The 17637-nt window shown below is 69.4% G+C and carries 16 protein-coding genes and 3 pseudogenes; 15 read left to right on the top strand and 4 right to left on the bottom strand.

Features of this window, described 5'->3' with window-relative positions:
• Positions 1 to 5: 5 nt before the first annotated feature.
• Positions 6 to 659, top strand: coding sequence for an isochorismatase family protein (locus tag FJM51_RS18735; protein ID WP_140455662.1), 654 nt, complete (start codon positions 6 to 8; stop codon positions 657 to 659).
• A gap of 4 nt (positions 660 to 663) precedes the next feature.
• On the opposite strand, the gene FJM51_RS18730 is transcribed toward FJM51_RS18735, so the two are convergent.
• Both FJM51_RS18730 and hydA read right to left on the bottom strand, forming a co-directional pair.
• Complete coding sequence (locus FJM51_RS18730; protein ID WP_140455661.1) at positions 664 to 1908, bottom strand: NAD(P)/FAD-dependent oxidoreductase; 1245 nt, start codon at positions 1906 to 1908, stop codon at positions 664 to 666.
• 3 nt (positions 1909 to 1911) lie between these two features.
• Positions 1912 to 3336, bottom strand: coding sequence for a dihydropyrimidinase (gene hydA, locus FJM51_RS18725; protein ID WP_267901457.1), 1425 nt, complete (start codon positions 3334 to 3336; stop codon positions 1912 to 1914).
• A gap of 155 nt (positions 3337 to 3491) precedes the next feature.
• On the opposite strand from hydA, the gene FJM51_RS18720 reads away from it, so the two are divergent.
• The 14 genes and pseudogenes from FJM51_RS18720 to FJM51_RS25355 form a co-directional block, all read left to right on the top strand.
• The gene (locus FJM51_RS18720) at positions 3492 to 4412 is read left to right on the top strand and encodes an IclR family transcriptional regulator (protein ID WP_140455659.1); all 921 of its coding nucleotides are present in this window, start codon (positions 3492 to 3494) and stop codon (positions 4410 to 4412) included.
• Between the two features lie 193 nt (positions 4413 to 4605).
• Complete coding sequence (locus FJM51_RS18715) at positions 4606 to 5808, top strand: ABC transporter substrate-binding protein (RefSeq protein ID WP_140455658.1); 1203 nt, start codon at positions 4606 to 4608, stop codon at positions 5806 to 5808.
• A 50-nt stretch (positions 5809 to 5858) separates the two neighbouring features.
• Positions 5859 to 6719, top strand: a complete 861-nt coding sequence (locus FJM51_RS18710) for a branched-chain amino acid ABC transporter permease (protein ID WP_140455657.1) — start codon at positions 5859 to 5861, stop codon at positions 6717 to 6719.
• A 3-nt stretch (positions 6720 to 6722) separates the two neighbouring features.
• A complete protein-coding gene (locus FJM51_RS18705; protein WP_140455656.1) occupies positions 6723 to 7697 on the top strand; it encodes a branched-chain amino acid ABC transporter permease in 975 nt (324 codons plus the stop codon).
• Entirely contained in the window at positions 7694 to 8470 is a 777-nt protein-coding gene (locus FJM51_RS18700) for an ABC transporter ATP-binding protein (RefSeq protein WP_140455655.1), read from the top strand. The genes FJM51_RS18705 and FJM51_RS18700 overlap by 4 nt, the downstream gene beginning before the upstream one ends.
• Positions 8467 to 9186, top strand: coding sequence for an ABC transporter ATP-binding protein (locus FJM51_RS18695; RefSeq protein WP_140455654.1), 720 nt, complete (start codon positions 8467 to 8469; stop codon positions 9184 to 9186). The genes FJM51_RS18700 and FJM51_RS18695 overlap by 4 nt, the downstream gene beginning before the upstream one ends.
• Before the next feature lie 37 nt (positions 9187 to 9223).
• Positions 9224 to 10162 carry an N-carbamoyl-D-amino-acid hydrolase gene (locus FJM51_RS18690; RefSeq protein ID WP_140455653.1) on the top strand — a complete coding sequence of 313 codons (939 nt, stop codon included), beginning with the start codon at positions 9224 to 9226 and terminating at the stop codon, positions 10160 to 10162.
• The gene (locus FJM51_RS24520) at positions 10159 to 10893 is read left to right on the top strand and encodes an aspartate/glutamate racemase family protein (protein WP_140455652.1); all 735 of its coding nucleotides are present in this window, start codon (positions 10159 to 10161) and stop codon (positions 10891 to 10893) included. Before FJM51_RS18690 ends, FJM51_RS24520 begins: the two co-directional genes overlap by 4 nt.
• A gap of 9 nt (positions 10894 to 10902) precedes the next feature.
• Positions 10903 to 11235 (top strand): annotated as a pseudogene (locus FJM51_RS24515) (hydantoinase/oxoprolinase N-terminal domain-containing protein); the annotation flags it as partial.
• Positions 11235 to 11396: pseudogene (locus tag FJM51_RS24750) on the top strand (hypothetical protein); the annotation flags it as partial. The pseudogenes FJM51_RS24515 and FJM51_RS24750, both read left to right, overlap by 1 nt.
• Before the next feature lie 60 nt (positions 11397 to 11456).
• Positions 11457 to 12980: a hydantoinase/oxoprolinase family protein gene (locus FJM51_RS18680; RefSeq protein ID WP_233713183.1), complete on the top strand. Its 1524-nt coding sequence runs from the start codon at positions 11457 to 11459 to the stop codon at positions 12978 to 12980.
• Entirely contained in the window at positions 12977 to 14734 is a 1758-nt protein-coding gene (locus FJM51_RS18675; RefSeq protein WP_140455651.1) for a hydantoinase B/oxoprolinase family protein, read from the top strand. Before FJM51_RS18680 ends, FJM51_RS18675 begins: the two co-directional genes overlap by 4 nt.
• A complete protein-coding gene (locus tag FJM51_RS23865) occupies positions 14731 to 14868 on the top strand; it encodes a hypothetical protein (protein WP_181164631.1) in 138 nt (45 codons plus the stop codon). The genes FJM51_RS18675 and FJM51_RS23865 overlap by 4 nt, the downstream gene beginning before the upstream one ends.
• A 211-nt stretch (positions 14869 to 15079) precedes the next feature.
• Positions 15080 to 15460 (top strand): annotated as a pseudogene (locus FJM51_RS25355) (zinc-binding dehydrogenase); the annotation flags it as partial.
• Positions 15461 to 15484: 24 nt separating this feature from the next.
• Here the strand turns inward: FJM51_RS25355 and FJM51_RS18665 are convergent.
• Complete coding sequence (locus tag FJM51_RS18665; protein ID WP_140455650.1) at positions 15485 to 16681, bottom strand: mandelate racemase/muconate lactonizing enzyme family protein; 1197 nt, start codon at positions 16679 to 16681, stop codon at positions 15485 to 15487.
• Between the two features lie 10 nt (positions 16682 to 16691).
• Entirely contained in the window at positions 16692 to 17576 is an 885-nt protein-coding gene (locus FJM51_RS18660; protein WP_140455649.1) for an NAD(P)-dependent oxidoreductase, read from the bottom strand.
• Positions 17577 to 17637 lie beyond the last annotated feature (61 nt).

The following is a 17637-nucleotide window of genomic DNA, read 5'->3' as shown; positions in this document are numbered from 1 at the left end:
CGAAAATGAGCTACGAAGACGACGTTCGCGACTTCTACGTCCAGCATGGGTTCGGCGGCCGGAACGGCTTCGGCAAGCGTCCGGCGGTGGTGGTGATCGACCTCGCCGGCTCCTGGCTCGACCCGAAGAAGTCGCAGCATGGCACGACCCGGCTCGAATCCGTGGTCACGCGGACCTGCGACATTCTCGCGGCGGCGCGGGCGGCGGGGCATCCGGTGTTCTTCACCACGATGCGCCCCGACCGGGTCGACGTGAAGGGCCCGATCGGCGCCAAGCTGCCGCAGATGCGGAGCGGCGCCGCGAACCCGCTCGCGGACCAGATGGCGGAGCTCGACCCGCGCCTCGAGCGGCGCGACGACGAGCCCCTCTTCAACAAGCCGCGCGCCTCGGCCTTCTACGGCACGCCCTTCGACGCCTATCTCAACGCCCGCGGGATCGACACGCTGATCATCACCGGCTGCAGCACCAGCGGCTGCGTCCGCGCCACGGCGGAATCGGCGCATAACCGCAACCTGCACGGCATCGTGGTGCGCGACGCGGTTGGCGAGCGGTCCCCGATCGCGCACGAGGCGAACCTCACCGACATCGACCTGCGCTACGCCGACGTCGTCGATGGGGCCGAGGTGATCGCCTATCTCGAGGCGACGCCGGCCGCCTGAGCCGTCAGGCCCGGAACCGCGTCGCCGCGAAGGGCGCCGGATCGACATAGGGCTTCTCGCCGGTCATCAGCTCGGCGAGAAGCCGGCCCGTCGCCGGGCCGAGCGTCAGCCCCTGATGCCCGTGCCCGAAGGCGAACCAGAGCTTGTCGTGCTTCGGCGCCGGCCCGATGACCGGCAGCATGTCGACCGTGCAGGGCCGGCTGCCGAGCCAGGGCGCCGGGTCGAGCCGCAGGCCGAGCGGGAAGAGCCGCCGCGCGACCTTCTCGGCGCCGGCGAGCTGCCGGGGCGTGGCCGGCGCCGTCTGGCGCGCCAGTTCCGCGCCGGTGGTGAGCCGGATCCCGGCCCGCATCGGCGCCATGAGATAACCGGTCTCGAGATCGGCGAGCCAGTTGCCGAGCGGCCGGTCGGGATCGGTCCCGTAATGCATGTGGTAGCCGCGCTTCACGAAGAGCGGCAGGCGGTAGCCGAGGCCGCGGGTGATCCCGTCCGACCATGGCCCGGCCGCGACCACCACCGCCTCCGCGCTTTCCTCGCGTCCGTCGACCGCGAGCCTCCAGCCCGCGCCGCGCGGCGCGAGCCCCGTCGCCTCGCCGGTCGCGCGCGCGCCGCCGAGCCCCTCGAAGGCCCCGGCGTAGGCCTCCACCAGCGCGGCGGGGTCGCGGATGGTCCAGGTATCGGACCAGTGGATCGCCCCGGCCATCGGCTCCATCAGATGCGGCTCGCGGCGCGCGAGCTCCGCGCCGTCGATCGCCTCGCTCAGCACGCCATAGCTCCGCGCGTTCGCCTCGGCCCGCGCCGCCGCCTCGGCGAGCCGCCGCGGCGTGCGGTAGGCGTCGAGCCAGCCCGCCTTGCGGACCAGATCCCCGGCTCCCGCCAGCTCGACCAGCGGCGCGTGCTCGGCGAGCGACTGTGCGATCAGCGTCGCATAGACCGCCGTGATGCGGCGGTGCCGCGCGGGCGCCGAATGCCACCAGTAGCGCAGGAGCGCGCCGGCGGTCGCCGGCAGCGCCGAGGGGTGGTAGCTGATGTCGACGCCCCGCCGCGCCAGCGCCGCGAGCAGATCCAGGGGCGCGCGCGGGAAGGCATAGGGCGCCACCGCCTCGCGCTGGATGATGCCGGAATTGCCGAAGGAGGTGCCGTGGCCCGGCCGCCCCCGGTCGGCGAGCAGCACGTCGAGCCCGCGGCGGCGCAGGTGAAGCGCGACCGAGACGCCGACGATGCCGGCGCCGATGACGAGGACGTCGCGCACTGGTCAGTTGCGGGGCACGTAGCGGTCGCGGCGGAGGAACTCCCCCTCGCCCGGCGTGCCGATGTATTCCCGGTCGCGCACGATCTGCTTGCCGCGCAGCAGCACGTCGCGCGGCAGGCCCTTCACCGCGTGGCCCTCGTAGGAGGAATAGTCCATCGCGTTGTTCATCGCGCTCTGGGTGATGGTGAACTCCGCTTCAGGGTCCCAGATCACGATATCCGCGTCCGAGCCGACCGCGATCGTGCCCTTCTTCGGGAACATGCCGAAGACCTGCGCCGGCCGGGTCGCCACCAGGTCGACGAATTCGGTCAGCGAGATCCGCCCCTCGTTCACGCCCTGATAGACCATCATCAGCCGCTCCTCGACGCCCGGCGCCCCGTTCGGGATCTTGCGGAAGTCATCCTTGCCCTTGTCCTTGTGGCCCTTGAAGAGCCAGGAGCAATGGTCCGAGGAAACCGTCTCCAGCACCCGGTTCGCGAGCGCGTCCCAGAGCACCTCCTGATCCTCGACCGTGCGCGCCGGCGGGGTGAAGACGAATTTCGCCCCCTCGAAGTCGGGCCGGGCGAGGTCTTCCTTGGTGAGGTAGAGATACTGGGTGCAGGTCTCGGCCATCGCATCGACGCCGCGGCGCTTGGCGCGGATGAGTTCGTCGAGCGCGTCGGCGCAGGTGAGATGCACGACATAGATCGAGGTGCCGACGATCTCGGCCAGCGCGATCGCGCGCGCCGTCGCCTCGGATTCCACCCGCGACGGCCGGCTCAGCGCGTGGTAGTAGGGCTCGGTCTTGCCCTCGGCCACGAACTTGTCGCGCAGGTAGTCGGCGGCGTCGCCGTTCTCGGCGTGGACCATGACGAGCGCGCCGGAGCGCTTGGCCTGGTCGAGCGCCTTCAGGAGCGTCACGTCGTCGATCATGTTCATGCCGCGATAGGCCATGAAGAGCTTGAACGAGGTGATGCCCTTCTCCGGCAACGTGCCGAGCTCCTCGAACACCGCGTCGTTCATGTCGACGATGATGATGTGATAGCCGTAGTCGATCGCCGCCTTGTCGCCGGCCTTCGAATCCCAGTTGGCGATCGCGTCGGCGAGGCTCTGGCCATGCGCTTGGGCGCAGAAATCGATCACCGTCGTGGTGCCGCCGCAGGCCGCGGCGATGGTGCCGGTCTCGAAATTGTCGGCCGACTGGGTGTTGAAGTCGGTCGAATCGAGATGGGTGTGCACGTCGATGCCGCCCGGCATCACGAAGCAGCCGGCCGCGTCGATGGCCGGCAGGTCCCGGGCGAAATCTCCGCCGATCTGGGCGATGCGCCCATCGGCGATGCCGAGGTCGGCTTTCGACACACCGCTCGCGGTCACGACCGTTCCGTTGCGGACGACAAGATCCATGGGCTGCTCCTGCGGGGTGGGGTTAAAATCGCCGGAAGGGCGAATTTGTACTATATGAAGGACGTTGTTCCACTGAAGGATTGATTGAGACGGCGAGACACGTCAAGAGGGGATGAAACGAAAGCGGTGGCGCCGCGAAACTTGACACGGCGCGACCGGCGGAATCGCCTTCCCGGGACGGAACGACGAAAGGAGCGCGCATGGTGGAGGAAGACGGACCGCGGGACGACCCGGCTGGGCTCTACCGATCGCAGCTGCGCCGGGAGGGCAATCGCTGGCAGCTCATCGCCGAGGACCAGGCGCTTCCGCGCACGCGGGCGCCGGGGATTGTCCCGGCGCTGGAAAATGCGATCTTGATCCTCGACTACATCAATCGGACACCCCCCCATGTCGCGACCTTGGCCGAGATTTCGTCGACCCTCGCGATTTCGAAGAGCCACTGCCATAACATCTTGAAGACTTTGGCCCATTTCGGATGGCTCCGGTTTGACGGGCGGCTCAAGACCTACGAACTCGGCTCCGGGATCATCGCGGTCGCCTCGTCGCTGCACGGAGGTCCCGTGCTCGACCGAATCCGCGCGGAACTGACGCGGCTCGTGCTGCGGATCGGCATTCCATCGGTGCTGGCGCAGCCTTTGCCGGATGACAGTTTCGTCGTGATCGACAAGTTCAACCTGCCGAATGCGATGGAGGTCTCCTTCCCGATCGGCCATCATTTCCCTCGGGATTCAACAGCCAATTCACGTGCTTACATCGCCTGGCAATCCGAGGAGAGGATCGAGGCCTGGATGCGGGGCTGGTCGCCCGTGCGCTATACCCGCTCCAGTTTGCTGAGCGAGGGGGAGGTCCGCCACGAGATAGCCGAGACGCGCCGGCGAGGCTATGCGCGAAGCGTCGGGGAGTTCACCGAGGGGCTCATGGCGCTCGGCATGCCGATCTTCGACAAGCAGGGTGAGGTCGCCTACGTCTTCACGTGTTCGGGTCTCCTGAGCAACATGGCGCCGCGCGAACCCGTGCTGGCGCAGGAGATCATCCGCGCCGCCGCGGCGATCAACGCCTCCGTGCTCGGGCGCGTTCCGTCGGGGTTTCCCGTCGCGCCGACAGGCCTTCCCCTCGGCTGATCCTCCCGCTGCGCGCTGTTTGAGCAGCACTGCCTCCCTGGCGCGCAATCTTCTCCTTTTGCCCCGAATGTCCCTTCGACCTGGTTGACACCGCGCCCCTCGCCTCAACAGCATGTGTTCTATCCAGAGGACAATATTCCACTCACGGGAATATCCACAGCCTGAACTCCGTTGAACACAGAGGGGCAGACAGATGACGACCACCCGCCGCGATATCCTCAAAGGCGCCGGCGCGCTGACACTGGCAAGCGCGATCGGCGCGCCGATGCGCGTGCGCGCCGAGGGCAAGGTGTTGAAGATCGGCCAGCTCGGCGTGATGAGCGGACCCGAGGCCTCCTGGGGCCTCGTGAACAAGTATTCCGCGATGGCGACGGCGGAGATGTACAACGCCAGGGGCGGCGTCGAGATCGACGGCGAACTCTACCGGATCGAGATCGTCTCGGTGGACGACCGCAACGACCCGAAGCTCACGGTCTCGGGGGCCGAGCGCCTGACCGGAGAGGAGGGTATCCGCTACTTCATCGGCCCGAACATGGACACGACCGCGACCTCGGTCCGGCCGATCGCCGAGAAGAACCAGGCGATGTACATTCCCTACGCCTTCGACCGTTCGCTCTACACGGCCCCGGCCCGGAACGCCATTCTCGGGATGATCGCGAGCTATCAGGTGGCGCCGGTCATGTACAAGATCCTGCGCGACGAGCGCGGCGTGAAGAAGGTCGCCTTCCTCGCCAGAAACGATTCCGACGGCCTCCTTCAGCGCGACGAAGCGGTGAAGGTCGCCGAGGGGCTCGGGCTCGAGATCCTGGCCCAGGACACCTACGAGCCGAGCGTCACCGACTTCTTCCCCGTCGTCGCGAACATCGTCGGCCAAAATCCCGATCTCATCGTGATGTCGGCCGTCGCCCCGGCGCACTGCCCGCAGATCATGCGCTCGGCCCGCGAAATGGGCTATGTCGGCCTCTTCTCGTCGGAGGCGGCGCAGGACATCAAGATCATCCGCGAAGTCGCGGGCGAGTACGGCGACGGGCTCGTCTCGATCGGCGGCGCCTCGACGCCAGAGATCCGCTCGGCCTACATGGAAGACTTCATCGAGAAGTATAACGCCGTCGCCGGCGAGTGGAACGACGAGGCCGGCACGAAGGCCTACGCGCTCGAGATGATCCTCATGACGCTGCGGCGGACCGGCGCCGCCGGCATCGGCGACATCGCCCTCTTCCAGAAGGCGGTCGACGGCTTCTCGGAGAGGAACCCGTTCCTGAAGGAAGACGCCGCGCTTACCTATGTCGGCATGGCCGACTACGGGCAGAAGCGTCAGATCGGCGTGCCCATGGTCATCACCGAGACGAAGGGCGGCGATTTCACCACGCTCTCGATCGGCAGCGTGGCGTCCTGACCTGACCGGGACGGGCCCCTGACCCGTCCCGCACCTGCTCCGGGAACCGCATGGAACAGATCCTCGTCAATGGCGCGATCCTCGCCGCCAACTACGCGCTGATCGCCCTCGGCATCACGCTCATCTTCAGCATCATGAACGTGCTGAATTTCGCACATGGCCAGATGTTCATGTTCGGCGGCCTGATCGTCTACTGGACCGTCGCCCAGCTCGGCCTGCCCTACGCGGTGGGACTCGCCATGGCCGCGGTCGCCGTCGGGCTGATCGGCATGGCCTTCGAGGTGTTCTTTTTCCGCCGCGTGATGCGCGATTCGACGCGCGAGGAGAACACGATGCTGCTCGCGGTCGGCACGGCGCTCCTGCTCGAGAACGCGGCGCTCTCGCTCTTCGGCGAAAAGCAGCGCGGCATCCCGCCGATCGTCACCGGCGTCTACCGGATCGGCGACGCCTTCCTGCCCGCGAACCGCGCGCTCGTCTTCGGGATCTCGCTCGTGCTCATCGTCGCGATACTGCTCTTCGTCACCTATTCGAAGACCGGCCGCGCGATGCGCGCGCTGGCGCAGGACCGGACCGCGACGCTCCTGATGGGCGTCGACACGGCGCGGATCTCGACCCTCGGCTTCGGCCTCGGCGCGGCGCTCGCGGGGATCGCCGGCGGCCTTCTCATCACCGTCTCCGGCGTCAACGCGGGTATCGGCACCGCGATCTCGACCAAGGCCTTCATCATGATCATGATCGGCGGCGCCGGCGTCGTCTCGGGCGCGCTGCTCGGGGCGGTGGCGCTCGGCTTCATCGAGGCCTTCGGCTACGCCTATCTGCCCGGCTCCCTCACCTACCTGATGATCTTCGTGGCGCTGATCCTGTTCCTCCTGATCCGCCCGCAGGGGATCATGGGCAAGCCCTGGGGCTGAACCATGGCGCAGATCGATACCTCCCCGCCCGCCGTCGTCCAGCCGCCCGCCCGAAGCGGGGCCGGCCGGTTCCTTCTCGTCTTCGCGCCGCTCGCGGCCCTGCTCCTGATCGGCGTGCCGCTCTTTCTCGGCGGCATGCCCTACTGGCTCAACGTCGTCACCAACGCCTGCCTGCTCTCCTTCGGCAGCCTCGGCGTCTGGCTCACCTTCTCGATCGGCCGGGTGAACATCGCCCAGGGCGCCTTCGCGCTCATCGGCGGCTATACCGTCGGGCTCCTCACCACCGCGCTCGGCCTCTCCTTCTGGGTGGCGCTGCCGCTCGCCGGGCTCTTCGCGGCGGTGATCGGCTTCGTGATCGGCTGGCCGCTGCTCCGGCTGCGCGGGATCTATTTCGCGATGGTCACACTCAGCCTGACCGAGGCGGTGCGCCTCGTCTTCCTCAACATCGGCAATCTCGGCGGCGCGGGCAGCGTCACCAACATTCCGACGCCGCCCGGCATCGCCAGCCCGATGGACTTCTACCTCTTCGCCGCCGTCTTGCTCCTAGTCGGCTACGCCGGGATCTGGCGGCTGCAGGAGAGCCGCATCGGCGGGGTCTTCCGCTCGATGCGGCAGAACGAGGAGCTCGCGGCCTCGATCGGCATCGACGTGGCGCTCTACCGCGCCATGGCCTTCACAATCTGCTGCTTCATGGGCGGGATCGCCGGCGGCGCCTTCGCGAGCCTGCAGCAGAACGTCTATCCCCAGACCTACACCGTGTCGGATTCCATCAACTTCATGCTCTACTGCTTCCTCGGCGGGCTCGAATTCGTGCTCGGCCCGATCGTCGGCACCTTCGCGCTCGTGATCGCCTTCGAACTCCTGCGCGCCATCCAGGAATATCAGGCGCTGCTCTACGGCATCCTGATGATCGTGGTGATGCTGTTCCTGCCGAACGGCCTTCTCAGCCTGCGTCGGCTGCTCGGAGGCCGCGAATGAGCCTCCTGGAAGTCGAGGGCCTGACCAAGCAGTTCGGCGGGCTGACCGCCGTCAACGACGTGAGCTTCGTCGTCGAGCAGGGCCAGATCTGCTCGGTGATCGGCCCGAACGGCGCGGGAAAGTCCACGCTCTTCAAGCTCATCTCCTCCTTCCTCGCCCCCACCGCCGGCCGAGTGCGCTTCGACGGGCGGCAGGTCAGCGGGCTGAAGCCGCACAGGGTGGCGCGGATGGGCGTGGTGCGGACCTTCCAGGAGACCACGGTCTTCAAGGAGATGACCGCGCTCGAGAACGTCGTCGTCGCCCACCAGCTCGGCCTGACCGCCGGGCCCTTCGGGATCTTCGCCGGCTCCCGCCGGGCGCGCGCGGACACGCTCCGCATCCGCGACAGCGCGGCGGAGATCCTCGACTATCTCGGCCTCGGCCATGTCAAGGACGAGACGGCGGTGAACCTGCCGCACGGCTACCTGCGCGGGCTCGGGATCGCGATTGCCATGGCGGCGCGGCCGCGGCTGCTGCTGCTCGACGAGCCCTTCGCGGGCATGAACCCCGACGAGACCGACCGCGCGATGGAGATGGTGCAGGGGATCCGCGCGCGCGGCATCACCGTGCTGCTCGTCGAGCATGACATGCGCGCGGTGATGCGGATCTCGGACTGGATCGTCGTCATCTCCTTCGGCTCGAAGATAGCCGAGGGCAAACCCGAGGCGATCCGCGCCGACGAGGCGGTGATCGCCGCCTATCTCGGCGAGGACGACGCGGAGCTGGGGCATTGAGCACACGCTATTTCGAAGCCCGCGACCTCACCGTCTCCTATGACAAGGTGGCCGCGATCCGCGACGTCTCGATCGGCTTCGACGAGGGCCAGGTCGTGGCACTCATCGGCGCGAACGGCGCTGGCAAGTCGACGACGCTCCGCGCCATCACCGGGCTGAAGCGGCCCGGCCGCGGCGAGATCTGGTTCGAGGGCGAGCGGATCGATCAGATCGCCCCGGCGAAGCTGGTCGAGCGCGGCATCGCCATGGTGCCCGAGGGGCGCCGGGTCTTCCCGCACATGAGCGTGCGCGACAACCTCCTGATGGGCGCGCATACCCGCGAGGACAAGGCCGGCGTCGCCTCCGATCTCGAACGCATCCTGACGCGCTTCCCGCGGCTGCGCGAGCGGCTGCGGCAGAACGCGGGCACGCTCTCGGGCGGCGAGCAGGAGATGCTGGTGATCGGCCGCGCGCTGATGACCAAGCCCCGGCTCCTGCTGCTCGACGAGCCCTCGCTCGGCCTCGCCCCGCTCGTGGTGCGCGACATCGCGCGGCTCATCCTCGAGATCAACCGCGACGAGGGCGTGAGCGTGATCCTGGTCGAGCAGAACTCGCGGATGGCGCTCCGGATCAGCCAGTACGCCTATGTGCTCGAAACCGGGCGGATCGGCCTCGAGGGCGCCTCGGCCGAGCTCATCGACAACGCCCATGTCCGGGCGCTCTACCTCGGCGGCTGAGCCGCCCGGGAGCCCGAAGAACCGAAGGAAACGGATCATGACCAGAAAGCTCACTCTCGCGGTCGCGCAGCTCGGGCCGATCGCCCGCGCGGAGACCCGGGAGCAGGTGGTGAGGCGGCTTCTCGCGATGCTCAGGGAGGCGGCCGGGCGCGGCGCGACCTTCGTGGTCTTCCCCGAGACCGCGCTCACCACCTTCTTCCCGCGCTGGTTCTTCGAGGACCAGGCCGAGGTCGACGCCTGGTTCGAGACCGAGATGCCGAACGCCGCGACCCTGCCGCTGTTCGAGGCGGCGGCGGAACTCGGCGTCGGCTTCAACCTCGGCTATGCCGAACTCACCACCGAGGACGGCCCGGTCCGGCATTTCAACACCTCGATCCTGGTCGACACCAAGGGCCGGATCGTCGGCAAGTACCGTAAGGTGCACCTGCCCGGCCACGCGGAATACGAGGCCTACCGGCCGTGGCAGCATCTCGAGAAGCGCTATTTCGAGCCCGGCAACCTCGGCTTCCCGGTCTACGAGATGGACAGCGCCAAGGTCGGCATGTTCATCTGCAACGACCGCCGCTGGCCCGAGACCTGGCGTGTGATGGGGCTGAAGGGCGCCGAGATCATCTGCGGCGGCTTCAACACGCCGACGCACAACCCGCCCGTGCCGCAGCACGACCACCTCACTTCCTACCACCACCTGCTCTCGATGCAGGCGGGCTCCTACCAGAACGGCGTCTGGGGCGCCGCGGCGGCCAAGGCCGGGATGGAGGAAGGCTCGATGCTGCTCGGTCATTCCTGCATCTGCGCGCCCACGGGCGAGATCGTGGCGTTGTCCTCGACGCTCGGCGACGAGGTGATCACGGCGGCCTGCGACCTCGACGCCTGCCGCCACATCCGCGACGAGATCTTCAACTTCAAGCGCCACCGCCAGCCGCGGCACTACGGGCTGATCTCCGAGGTCGAAGCCGAGCCGTTGACCGTCGCATGAAGATCAAGGTGATCAACCCGAACACTACCTGGACCATGACCGAGAAGATCGGCGCCGCCGCCCGCGCGGTCGCGGCGCCGGAGACCGAAATCGTCGCGGTCTCGCCCACGATGGGGCCGGCCTCGATCGAGGGCTTCTACGACGAGGCGTTCGCCGCCGTAGGCGTGATCGACGAGGTACGCAAGGGCGAGGCCGAGGGCTGCGACGGCTATGTGATCGCCTGTTTCGGCGATCCCGGCCTCGCCGCGGCGCGCGAGATCGCCTCGGGCCCAGTCGTTGGCATCGCGGAATCCGCGATGCACGCGGCGAGCCTGATCGGCACCGGCTTCTCGATCGTCTCGATGCTGGAGCGCGGTCGCGCCTCGATGGAGCATCTCGTCCACGCCTACGGCATGCACGGCCGCTGCCGCTCGATCCGGATGACCGACATCCCGGTGCTCGACCTCGAGGAAGAGGGCTCGGACGCCCAGGCGCTGGTGATCGCGGCCTGCCGCGCCGCGATCGAAGAGGACCACGCCGATTGCGTGCTGCTCGGCTGCGGTGGCATGTCGGACCTGATGAAGAAGGTCACCGCCGAGATCGGCGCCCCGGCCATCGACGGGGTTTCCGCGGGCGTGAAACTGGTCGAGGCGCTGGTAGGGCTCGGGCTCGGCACCTCGAAGCGGCACGGCTACGCCCGGCCGCTCCCGAAAGAATATGTCGGCGCTTTCAGCGATTACGCGCTGAAGTAAGGGAAGAGCATGAAGACCATCGGCGTCGACGTGGGCGGCACCTTCACCGACCTCGCCTACTGCGACCTCGCGACCGGCAAGCTCGAGATCCACAAGGTCTCGACCACGCCCGAGGATCCCTCGCGCGGCGTGCTCCAGGGGGTGCTCGAACTCTGCGCGGCGAGCGGGATCGCGCCCGCCGAGATCGACTATGTCTTCCACGGCACGACGACGGCGACCAACGCGGTGCTGGAGCACAAGGGCGTCCCGGCGGGGATGATCACCAACGACGGCTTCCGCGACGTGATCCACATCGCGCGGCACCAGCGCGTCCAGCACTATTCGATCCGCCAGGAGCTGCCCTGGCAGGACCGGCCGCTGGTGAAGCGCCGCCACCGCAAGACCGTGCGGGGGCGCCTCGCCCCCCGACCGGCGCCGAGATCGTCCCGCTCGACGAGGCGGCGGTCCGCGCGGCGGCCGAGGAGCTCAGGGCCGAGGGGATCGGCTCGGTCGCGATCTGCTTCCTCTTCTCCTATCTCAACCCGGCGCATGAGGAGCGCGCCCGCGCGATCGTCGCCGAGGTGATGCCGGAGGCCTTCGTCACCACCTCGGCCTTCGTGGCACCGCAGTTCCGCGAGTTCGAGCGGTTCACCACCGCCGCGCTCGCCGCCTTCATCGGACCGAAGGTGCGCGAATACATCGCCCGGCTCGAAACCGCGCTCCGCGCGGCGGGGGTCGCGGGCGAACTCAGGATCATGGCCTCCAACGGAGGCGCCGCGACCGCCGGGATGGTCTCCGAGAAGCCGACCCTGACGCTGCTCTCCGGCCTCGCGGCCGGGGTTCTCGGCGGCGCCTGGATCGGCGAGCTAGCCGGGCGCGGCCATCTCATGACCTTCGACATCGGCGGCACCTCGGCCGATATCGGCATCGTCGTCGACGGCGTCTTCGCCGAGACCGACGCGCGTTCGTCCTCGATCGCGGGCTTCCCGCTGCTCTCGCCGATGATCGACATCCATACGATCGGCGCTGGCGGCGGCTCGATCGCGCATCTCGACCGGGGCGGCGCCTTCCGGGTCGGGCCGCGCTCGGCCGGCGCGGTGCCGGGCCCCGCCGCCTATGGCCGGGGCGGCACCGAGCCGACCGTGACCGACGCGAACCTCGTGCTCGGCCGGCTCGACGCGCAGGATTTCCTCGGCGGCGGAATGAAGCTCGACGCCGGGGCCGCCCGCGCCGCCGTCGCCGGCCTCGCCGAAGGCCTCGGCCTGCCGCTCGAAGAGGCCGCCGAGGGCGTCCTGACCGTGATCAACGCCAATATGGCGAACGCCATCCGCTCGCGCACGGTGCAGAAGGGCATCGACCCGCGCGGCTTCGCGCTCGTCGCCTTCGGCGGCGCGGGGCCTCTACACGGCGCCGAGGTCGCGGCGATGCTCGGCATCCGCGAGGTGATCGTGCCGCCCTATCCCGGCATCACCTCCGCGATGGGCCTCCTCACCACCGACGTCAAGTACGACGCGACCCGAACGCAGTTCCAGGTCTCGACCACCATCGACCTCGACCGGCTCAACGCCGATCTCGACGCGATGGAGGCGGATCTCGCCGCGCGCTTCGAAGCCGACCGGATCGCGGCCGCCGCGACCCGGTTCGAACGCGCGGGGGACCTGCGCTATGTCGGCCAGGGCTATGAGCTCCGCGTGCCGCTGCCCGCGGGACCGCTCGACGCGACGGTGATCGCGGCGGTCTGGGAGGCGTTCCACGCCCGCCACGCCGCCGAATACGGCCACGCCTTCCGCGAGAGCCCGATCGAGCTCGTCAACATCAAGGTGACGGGGATCGGCGCGATCGACAAGCTGACCGCGCTCCGCCCCGTCACCGGCGGAACGCTCGTCGCGGCGAAGGTCCGGACGGCGCCCTGCGTCTTCCGCGTCGAAGGCGCGCTCCGCTCGTTCGAGACCGCCTTCTACGATCGTCGCGCGCTGCCGGTCGGCGAGATCTTCGAAGGCCCCGCGATCGTGCTCCAGAGCGACTCGACCACCGTCATCCCGCCCGGCGCCACCGCCGCGGTCGAGCCCGCCGGCAGCATCCTCATCACGCTCGGAGGCGCGGAATGACCGCCAGCATCGACCCGATCACCGCCGCCGTCATCCAGGGCGCGCTCGAGAACATCGCGATCGAGATGGGCCACAAGCTGATGCGCATGAGCTATTCGAGCATCATCCGCGAATCCGAGGATTTCGGCGCCGCGCTCACCGACGCCGAGGGCAACCAGCTCTGCGAGTGCAAGATGTCGACCCCGCTGCAATCGGGACCGATCCCGGGCTATATCCGGGGCGTGCGACGCGCCATGGCGGCGCGGGGCGAGGAGATCCGACCGGGCGACGTGATCCTGCACAACGACCCCTACGGCGGAGCCTCGCACGGGCCTGACATCGCCTTCGTGATCCCGATCTTCCTCGACGGCGCGCTCGTCGCCTTCTCGGTCACCACCGCCCACCACCTCGACGTCGGCGCCGCCACCCCGGGCAGCGCTGGGATCGTCGAGGCGGTGGACGCCTATGCCGAGGGGCTGCAGTTCAAGGCGATCAAGGTGGTCGACGAAGGCCGGACCAACCGCGCCATCTGGCAGATCCTGCGCGACAACATCCGCGCCTCGGCGCTCGTCGTCGGCGACATGGAGGCGCAGATCAAGGCGGCCGAGATCGGCGCCGCGCGCTTCCTCGAACTCGCGGACCGCTACGGCATCGCCGCGATTCGCGCGGCGGCGGCCGATCTCATGGACTATTCAGAGCGGCTGATGCGCGCCGCGATCGCCGCCCTGCCGGACGGGACCTATACGGCCGAGGGGATCTACGACGGCTATTCCGACGACCCCGACCCTTCGCGGCGAGACCTGCCGATCAAGGTCGCCGTCACCGTCGCGGGCGACGAGATCACCATCGACCTCATCGGCACGGCGGACCAGGTGCCCGACCGCCCGATCAACATGCCCTTCGAGGGCACCACCGACTGCGCGATCTGGCTCACCTTGCGCTCGATCCTGCTCGACAGCGCCGAATTCGGCGAGGTGCCGCAGAATGCCGGGCTGACGCGCCCGATCCATATCGTGGCGCCCAAGGGCTGCATCGCCAATCCGATCTTCCCCGCGCCCACCATCGCGCGCTTCACCCCGGGCAATGCGATGGCCGATACGATGATGCGCGCCCTGTCGCAGGTCGTGCCGGAGAAGGTCTCGGCCGGGGTCGGCAACCTGCGCGTCGTCTCCTTCTCGGGGCTGCGCCGCGGCGCGCACTGGGTCCATATGGAGATCCTCGAAGGCGCCTATGGCGGCCGGCACGGGATGAACGGGATGGACGCGGTCGACACGCTCTACGCCAACACCCGCAACAACCCGGTCGAGGATATCGAGACCCATCTGCCGATCCGGGTCGAGCGCTACGAGCTCCGCTCCGACGCGCCGGCGGCGGGGGAATGGCGCGGCGGCATCGGCTCGGTCCGCGAGTTCACCATGCTGACCGACGGCGCCTTCTCGGTCGAGGGCGACGGCCACGGCCAGCGCCCCTGGCCCTATGGCGCGGGCGAGCCGGGCCGGCCGGGCGAGCTCACGCTCGCGCGGGCCGACGGCGCGACCGAGCCCCTGCCCTCCAAGGTCGCCTATCACACGGCCCGCGCCGGCGACCGGATCGTGGCGCTCGGCCCGAACGGCGGCGGCTACGGCGACCCGCGCGCACGCGACCCGGAGGCGGTGCTCGAGGACGTGCGCGACGGCTATCTCTCGGCGGAGACCGCGCTCGTGGTCTATGGCGTGGCGATCAGTGGGGACGCGGTCGACGCCGCCGCCACCGCCGCCTGGCGGGCCGCGCGATGAGCGCGATGCGCGCCGTCCTGATCGGCGCGCCCGGACCCGGCGGGCCGGGCACGGTCGAGGTGGTAGTGCATCCGATCCCCGTGCCCGGCCCGGGCGAGGTGCTGGTCGAGGTCGCCCACGCCGCTGCAACTTAGCCGACACGATGACCTGGCGCGGCACCTATCCGCACCCGAAGGGCTATCCGCTCGTCGGCGGGCTCGAACTCTCGGGCCGGGTCGCGGCGCTCGGCCCCGGCGCCGCGGGACCCGCTCCCGGCGCGCGCGGCGCGGCCTTCCTCAAGGACGCCGGCGCCTTCGCGAATTTCTGCCTCGTCCCGTGGAGCGCATCGTCCCGGTGCCCGACCCGATGCCGCTCGACACCGCCGCCGCCTTCCCGGTCCAGGCGCTCACCGCCTGGCACATGCTCCATACCGTCTCGACGATCCGCCCGGGCGAGGTGGTCCTCGTCAACGCGGTCGGTGGCGGCGTCGGGCCGCAGCTTATCCAGCTCGCCGTCGCGGCCGGGGCGACGGTCCTCGGAACCGTGGGCACCGCCGGGAAGGAAGCCGCGGCGCTCGCGGCCGGGCTCACGGCGGTAGTGAACCGGGGCGAGACCAACTTCGTGCCGGTGGTCGCGGAGCTGGCGGGCCGGCCGCTCGACAAGATCTACGATTCGACCGGTGCGACGATCCTCGACCGCAGCTTCGAGCTCATCCGCCCCCTCGGCCACGTCGTCAGCTACGGCGAGGCCGAGGGCCGGACCTCGCCTGACTCACCCGGTCCCGAGTTCGCGCGCGTTCGGCGCGTAGGCGGCGAGCCGGTCGAGGTCGAGCTCGACGCCGAGGCCGGGCCGGTCGGGGATCTCGAGATAGCCGTCGGCGTCGAGCCGGAACGGTTCGGTCAGGATCCCGTCGACATAGGCGCTGCCGCCGATGAACTCGACGTAGTCGACCTTCGGAAACGCCGCCGCCATCTGCAGATCCGCCGCGACCCCGAGCGCGGTGTTCCAGCCGTGGCCGACATAGGTCACGCCGAATTCATCCGCCATCCAGGCGATCCGCCGCTGCTCGGAAATGCCGCCGACCTTGGTCACGTCGGGCTGCACGATGTCGAGCGCGCCGCGCGCGAGCCAGGGCAGGAAGGTCTGTCGCCGGGTCAGCACCTCGCCGCCCGCGATCGGCACCGGGCTCGCGTGGCGCAGGGCGATGAAATCCTCGATCGCGTCGGGCCGGAGCGCCTCCTCGAACCAGGCCACGTCGTAATCCGCGAGCATCTCGGCGGTGCGCGTCGCCCATTTGAGATTGGCGTTCCAATGTGCGTCCGACCCGCCCGCGTCGACGAAGAGCTTTGACTCCGGTCCGATCGCCTCGCGCGCGGCGCGGATGATCGCCTCGTCCGAGGCATAGCTGTCGCGCCGGCCGAATGGGCCCCAGCCGATCTTGAAGGCGCGGAACCCCCCGCGCTCGCGGAAGGTGGCGAGCTCCTCGGCCATGACCGCGGGCTCGTCCATCAGCAGCGAGCAATAGGGCTGCACCTTCGAGCGATAGCGGCCGCCGAGCAGCTGGCCGACTGAAAGGCCGGTCATCTTGCCGAGGATGTCCCAGAGCGCGATGTCGATGCCGCTGATCACATGGGTGAGCGTGCCGCCCCGCCCCATCCAGAAGGTGTTCTGGTGCAGCTTCTCGGCGACGCGCTCGGGCTCGAGCGCGTTCTCCCCGAGGAACAGAGGCTCCAGCACCTCGAGCCCCGCCGCGACCAGCCGGCCGTCGGTGAAGACGCTGCCATGGCCGATGACGCCGGCGTCGGTATGGACCGCGATCAGGGTATGGACCGAATCCTGCGGCTGGATCTCCTCTGACCAGCCGCCCTTCGGGCTGGCGCCGGCGAGCGGGGCCGCGACGATCCGGCGGATCCGCGCGGGCGGCAGAGTGGCGGCATGCGCGGCCGGGGCGGTGATTTCGACGTTCATGGAGCGGCCTTCAATATCCGAGGGTGGGATCGACGCGGTTCGCGAGCGACTCGCCCGCGAGATAGCGCCGGAGGTTGTCGAGGAAGATCGCGTCGCAGGAGGCGATATAGGTGGCGTGGTCGTCGACGTTGCAATGCGGCGAGGCGATGACGCGGGGCGTGGTCCACATCCGGTCATGCTCCGGCGCCGGTTCCACGGGGAAGACCTCGAGCACCGCGCCGCCGAGCGTGCCCGCGTCGAGCCGGTCGAAGATCGCCGCGTAGTCGAGCACCCGCGCCCGCCCGAGCACGACGACGCCCGCCCCCTCCGGCAGGAGATCGATCCGGCGCCGGTCGACCAGCCCCTCGGTCAGCGGCGTGAGCGGCAGGGTGGAGATCAGGATGTCGGTTTCCGAGAGCACCGTGTCGAGCGCGTCGGTCCGGAGGCAGTGATCGACCGGCGCCTCGGTCTCGCCGCTCCGGTTGACGCCGATCAGCCGGCAGCCGGTGGGCCGGAGCGCCCGCGCCGCGCCGGCCCCGATCGCGCCGGTGCCGAGCAGCGTCACCGTCTTCGCGCCGAGCGTCGGGCCGAAGACCGGCTCCCAGCGGCGGGCGGCGCGGTCATCGACGAATTTCGGAACCTGGTAGGTCAGCATCAGGGCGGCGGCGAGCGCGTATTCGCCGCCCTTGGCCGCGTGCACCCCGGAGGCGTTGGTGAGCGCGAGCCCCTCGGGGAAGCCCTTCATGTGCTTCTCGACCCCGGCGGAGGTAATCTGCATCCAGGCGAGGCCGGGCGCGGCCGCGCGCGCGCCGGCGGCGGTGATCCCGCCCGCCGCGTAGAGCACCTCCGTTTCGGGCGGAATCCCCGCCGCCTCGGGCGCCGCCGTGAAGGCGATCCGGGCCTCGTCCGAGGCCAAGGATTCGATTTCTTTCCGGATTCGCGCCTCGACCGGACAAAGGTCCGCGGGGCCATCTGGA

Origin of the sequence: Amaricoccus solimangrovi, assembly GCF_006385685.1 — a bacterium.
In the GTDB taxonomy this organism is placed as follows: Bacteria; Pseudomonadota; Alphaproteobacteria; order Rhodobacterales; family Rhodobacteraceae; genus Amaricoccus; species Amaricoccus solimangrovi.
Note: the sequence above shows the minus strand (reverse complement) of the source record. Positions and strands in the feature narration are given on the sequence as shown.

What these genes read in the sequence shown, in the direction of transcription:
- FJM51_RS18720 (WP_140455659.1), top strand. Translation starts at nt 3,492, where the DNA reads ATGGTGGAGGAAGACGGACCGCGGGACGACCCGGCTGGGCTCTACCGA.
- FJM51_RS24520 (WP_140455652.1), top strand. Translation starts at nt 10,159, where the DNA reads ATGAAGATCAAGGTGATCAACCCGAACACTACCTGGACCATGACCGAG.
- FJM51_RS18690 (WP_140455653.1), top strand. Translation starts at nt 9,224, where the DNA reads ATGACCAGAAAGCTCACTCTCGCGGTCGCGCAGCTCGGGCCGATCGCC.
- FJM51_RS18715 (WP_140455658.1), top strand. Translation starts at nt 4,606, where the DNA reads ATGACGACCACCCGCCGCGATATCCTCAAAGGCGCCGGCGCGCTGACA.
- FJM51_RS18710 (WP_140455657.1), top strand. Translation starts at nt 5,859, where the DNA reads ATGGAACAGATCCTCGTCAATGGCGCGATCCTCGCCGCCAACTACGCG.
- FJM51_RS18700 (WP_140455655.1), top strand. Translation starts at nt 7,694, where the DNA reads ATGAGCCTCCTGGAAGTCGAGGGCCTGACCAAGCAGTTCGGCGGGCTG.
- FJM51_RS18675 (WP_140455651.1), top strand. Translation starts at nt 12,977, where the DNA reads ATGACCGCCAGCATCGACCCGATCACCGCCGCCGTCATCCAGGGCGCG.
- FJM51_RS18665 (WP_140455650.1), bottom strand. Translation starts at nt 16,681, where the DNA reads ATGAACGTCGAAATCACCGCCCCGGCCGCGCATGCCGCCACTCTGCCG.
- FJM51_RS18735 (WP_140455662.1), top strand. Translation starts at nt 6, where the DNA reads ATGAGCTACGAAGACGACGTTCGCGACTTCTACGTCCAGCATGGGTTC.
- FJM51_RS18680 (WP_233713183.1), top strand. Translation starts at nt 11,457, where the DNA reads ATGCCGGAGGCCTTCGTCACCACCTCGGCCTTCGTGGCACCGCAGTTC.
- FJM51_RS23865 (WP_181164631.1), top strand. Translation starts at nt 14,731, where the DNA reads ATGAGCGCGATGCGCGCCGTCCTGATCGGCGCGCCCGGACCCGGCGGG.
- FJM51_RS18705 (WP_140455656.1), top strand. Translation starts at nt 6,723, where the DNA reads ATGGCGCAGATCGATACCTCCCCGCCCGCCGTCGTCCAGCCGCCCGCC.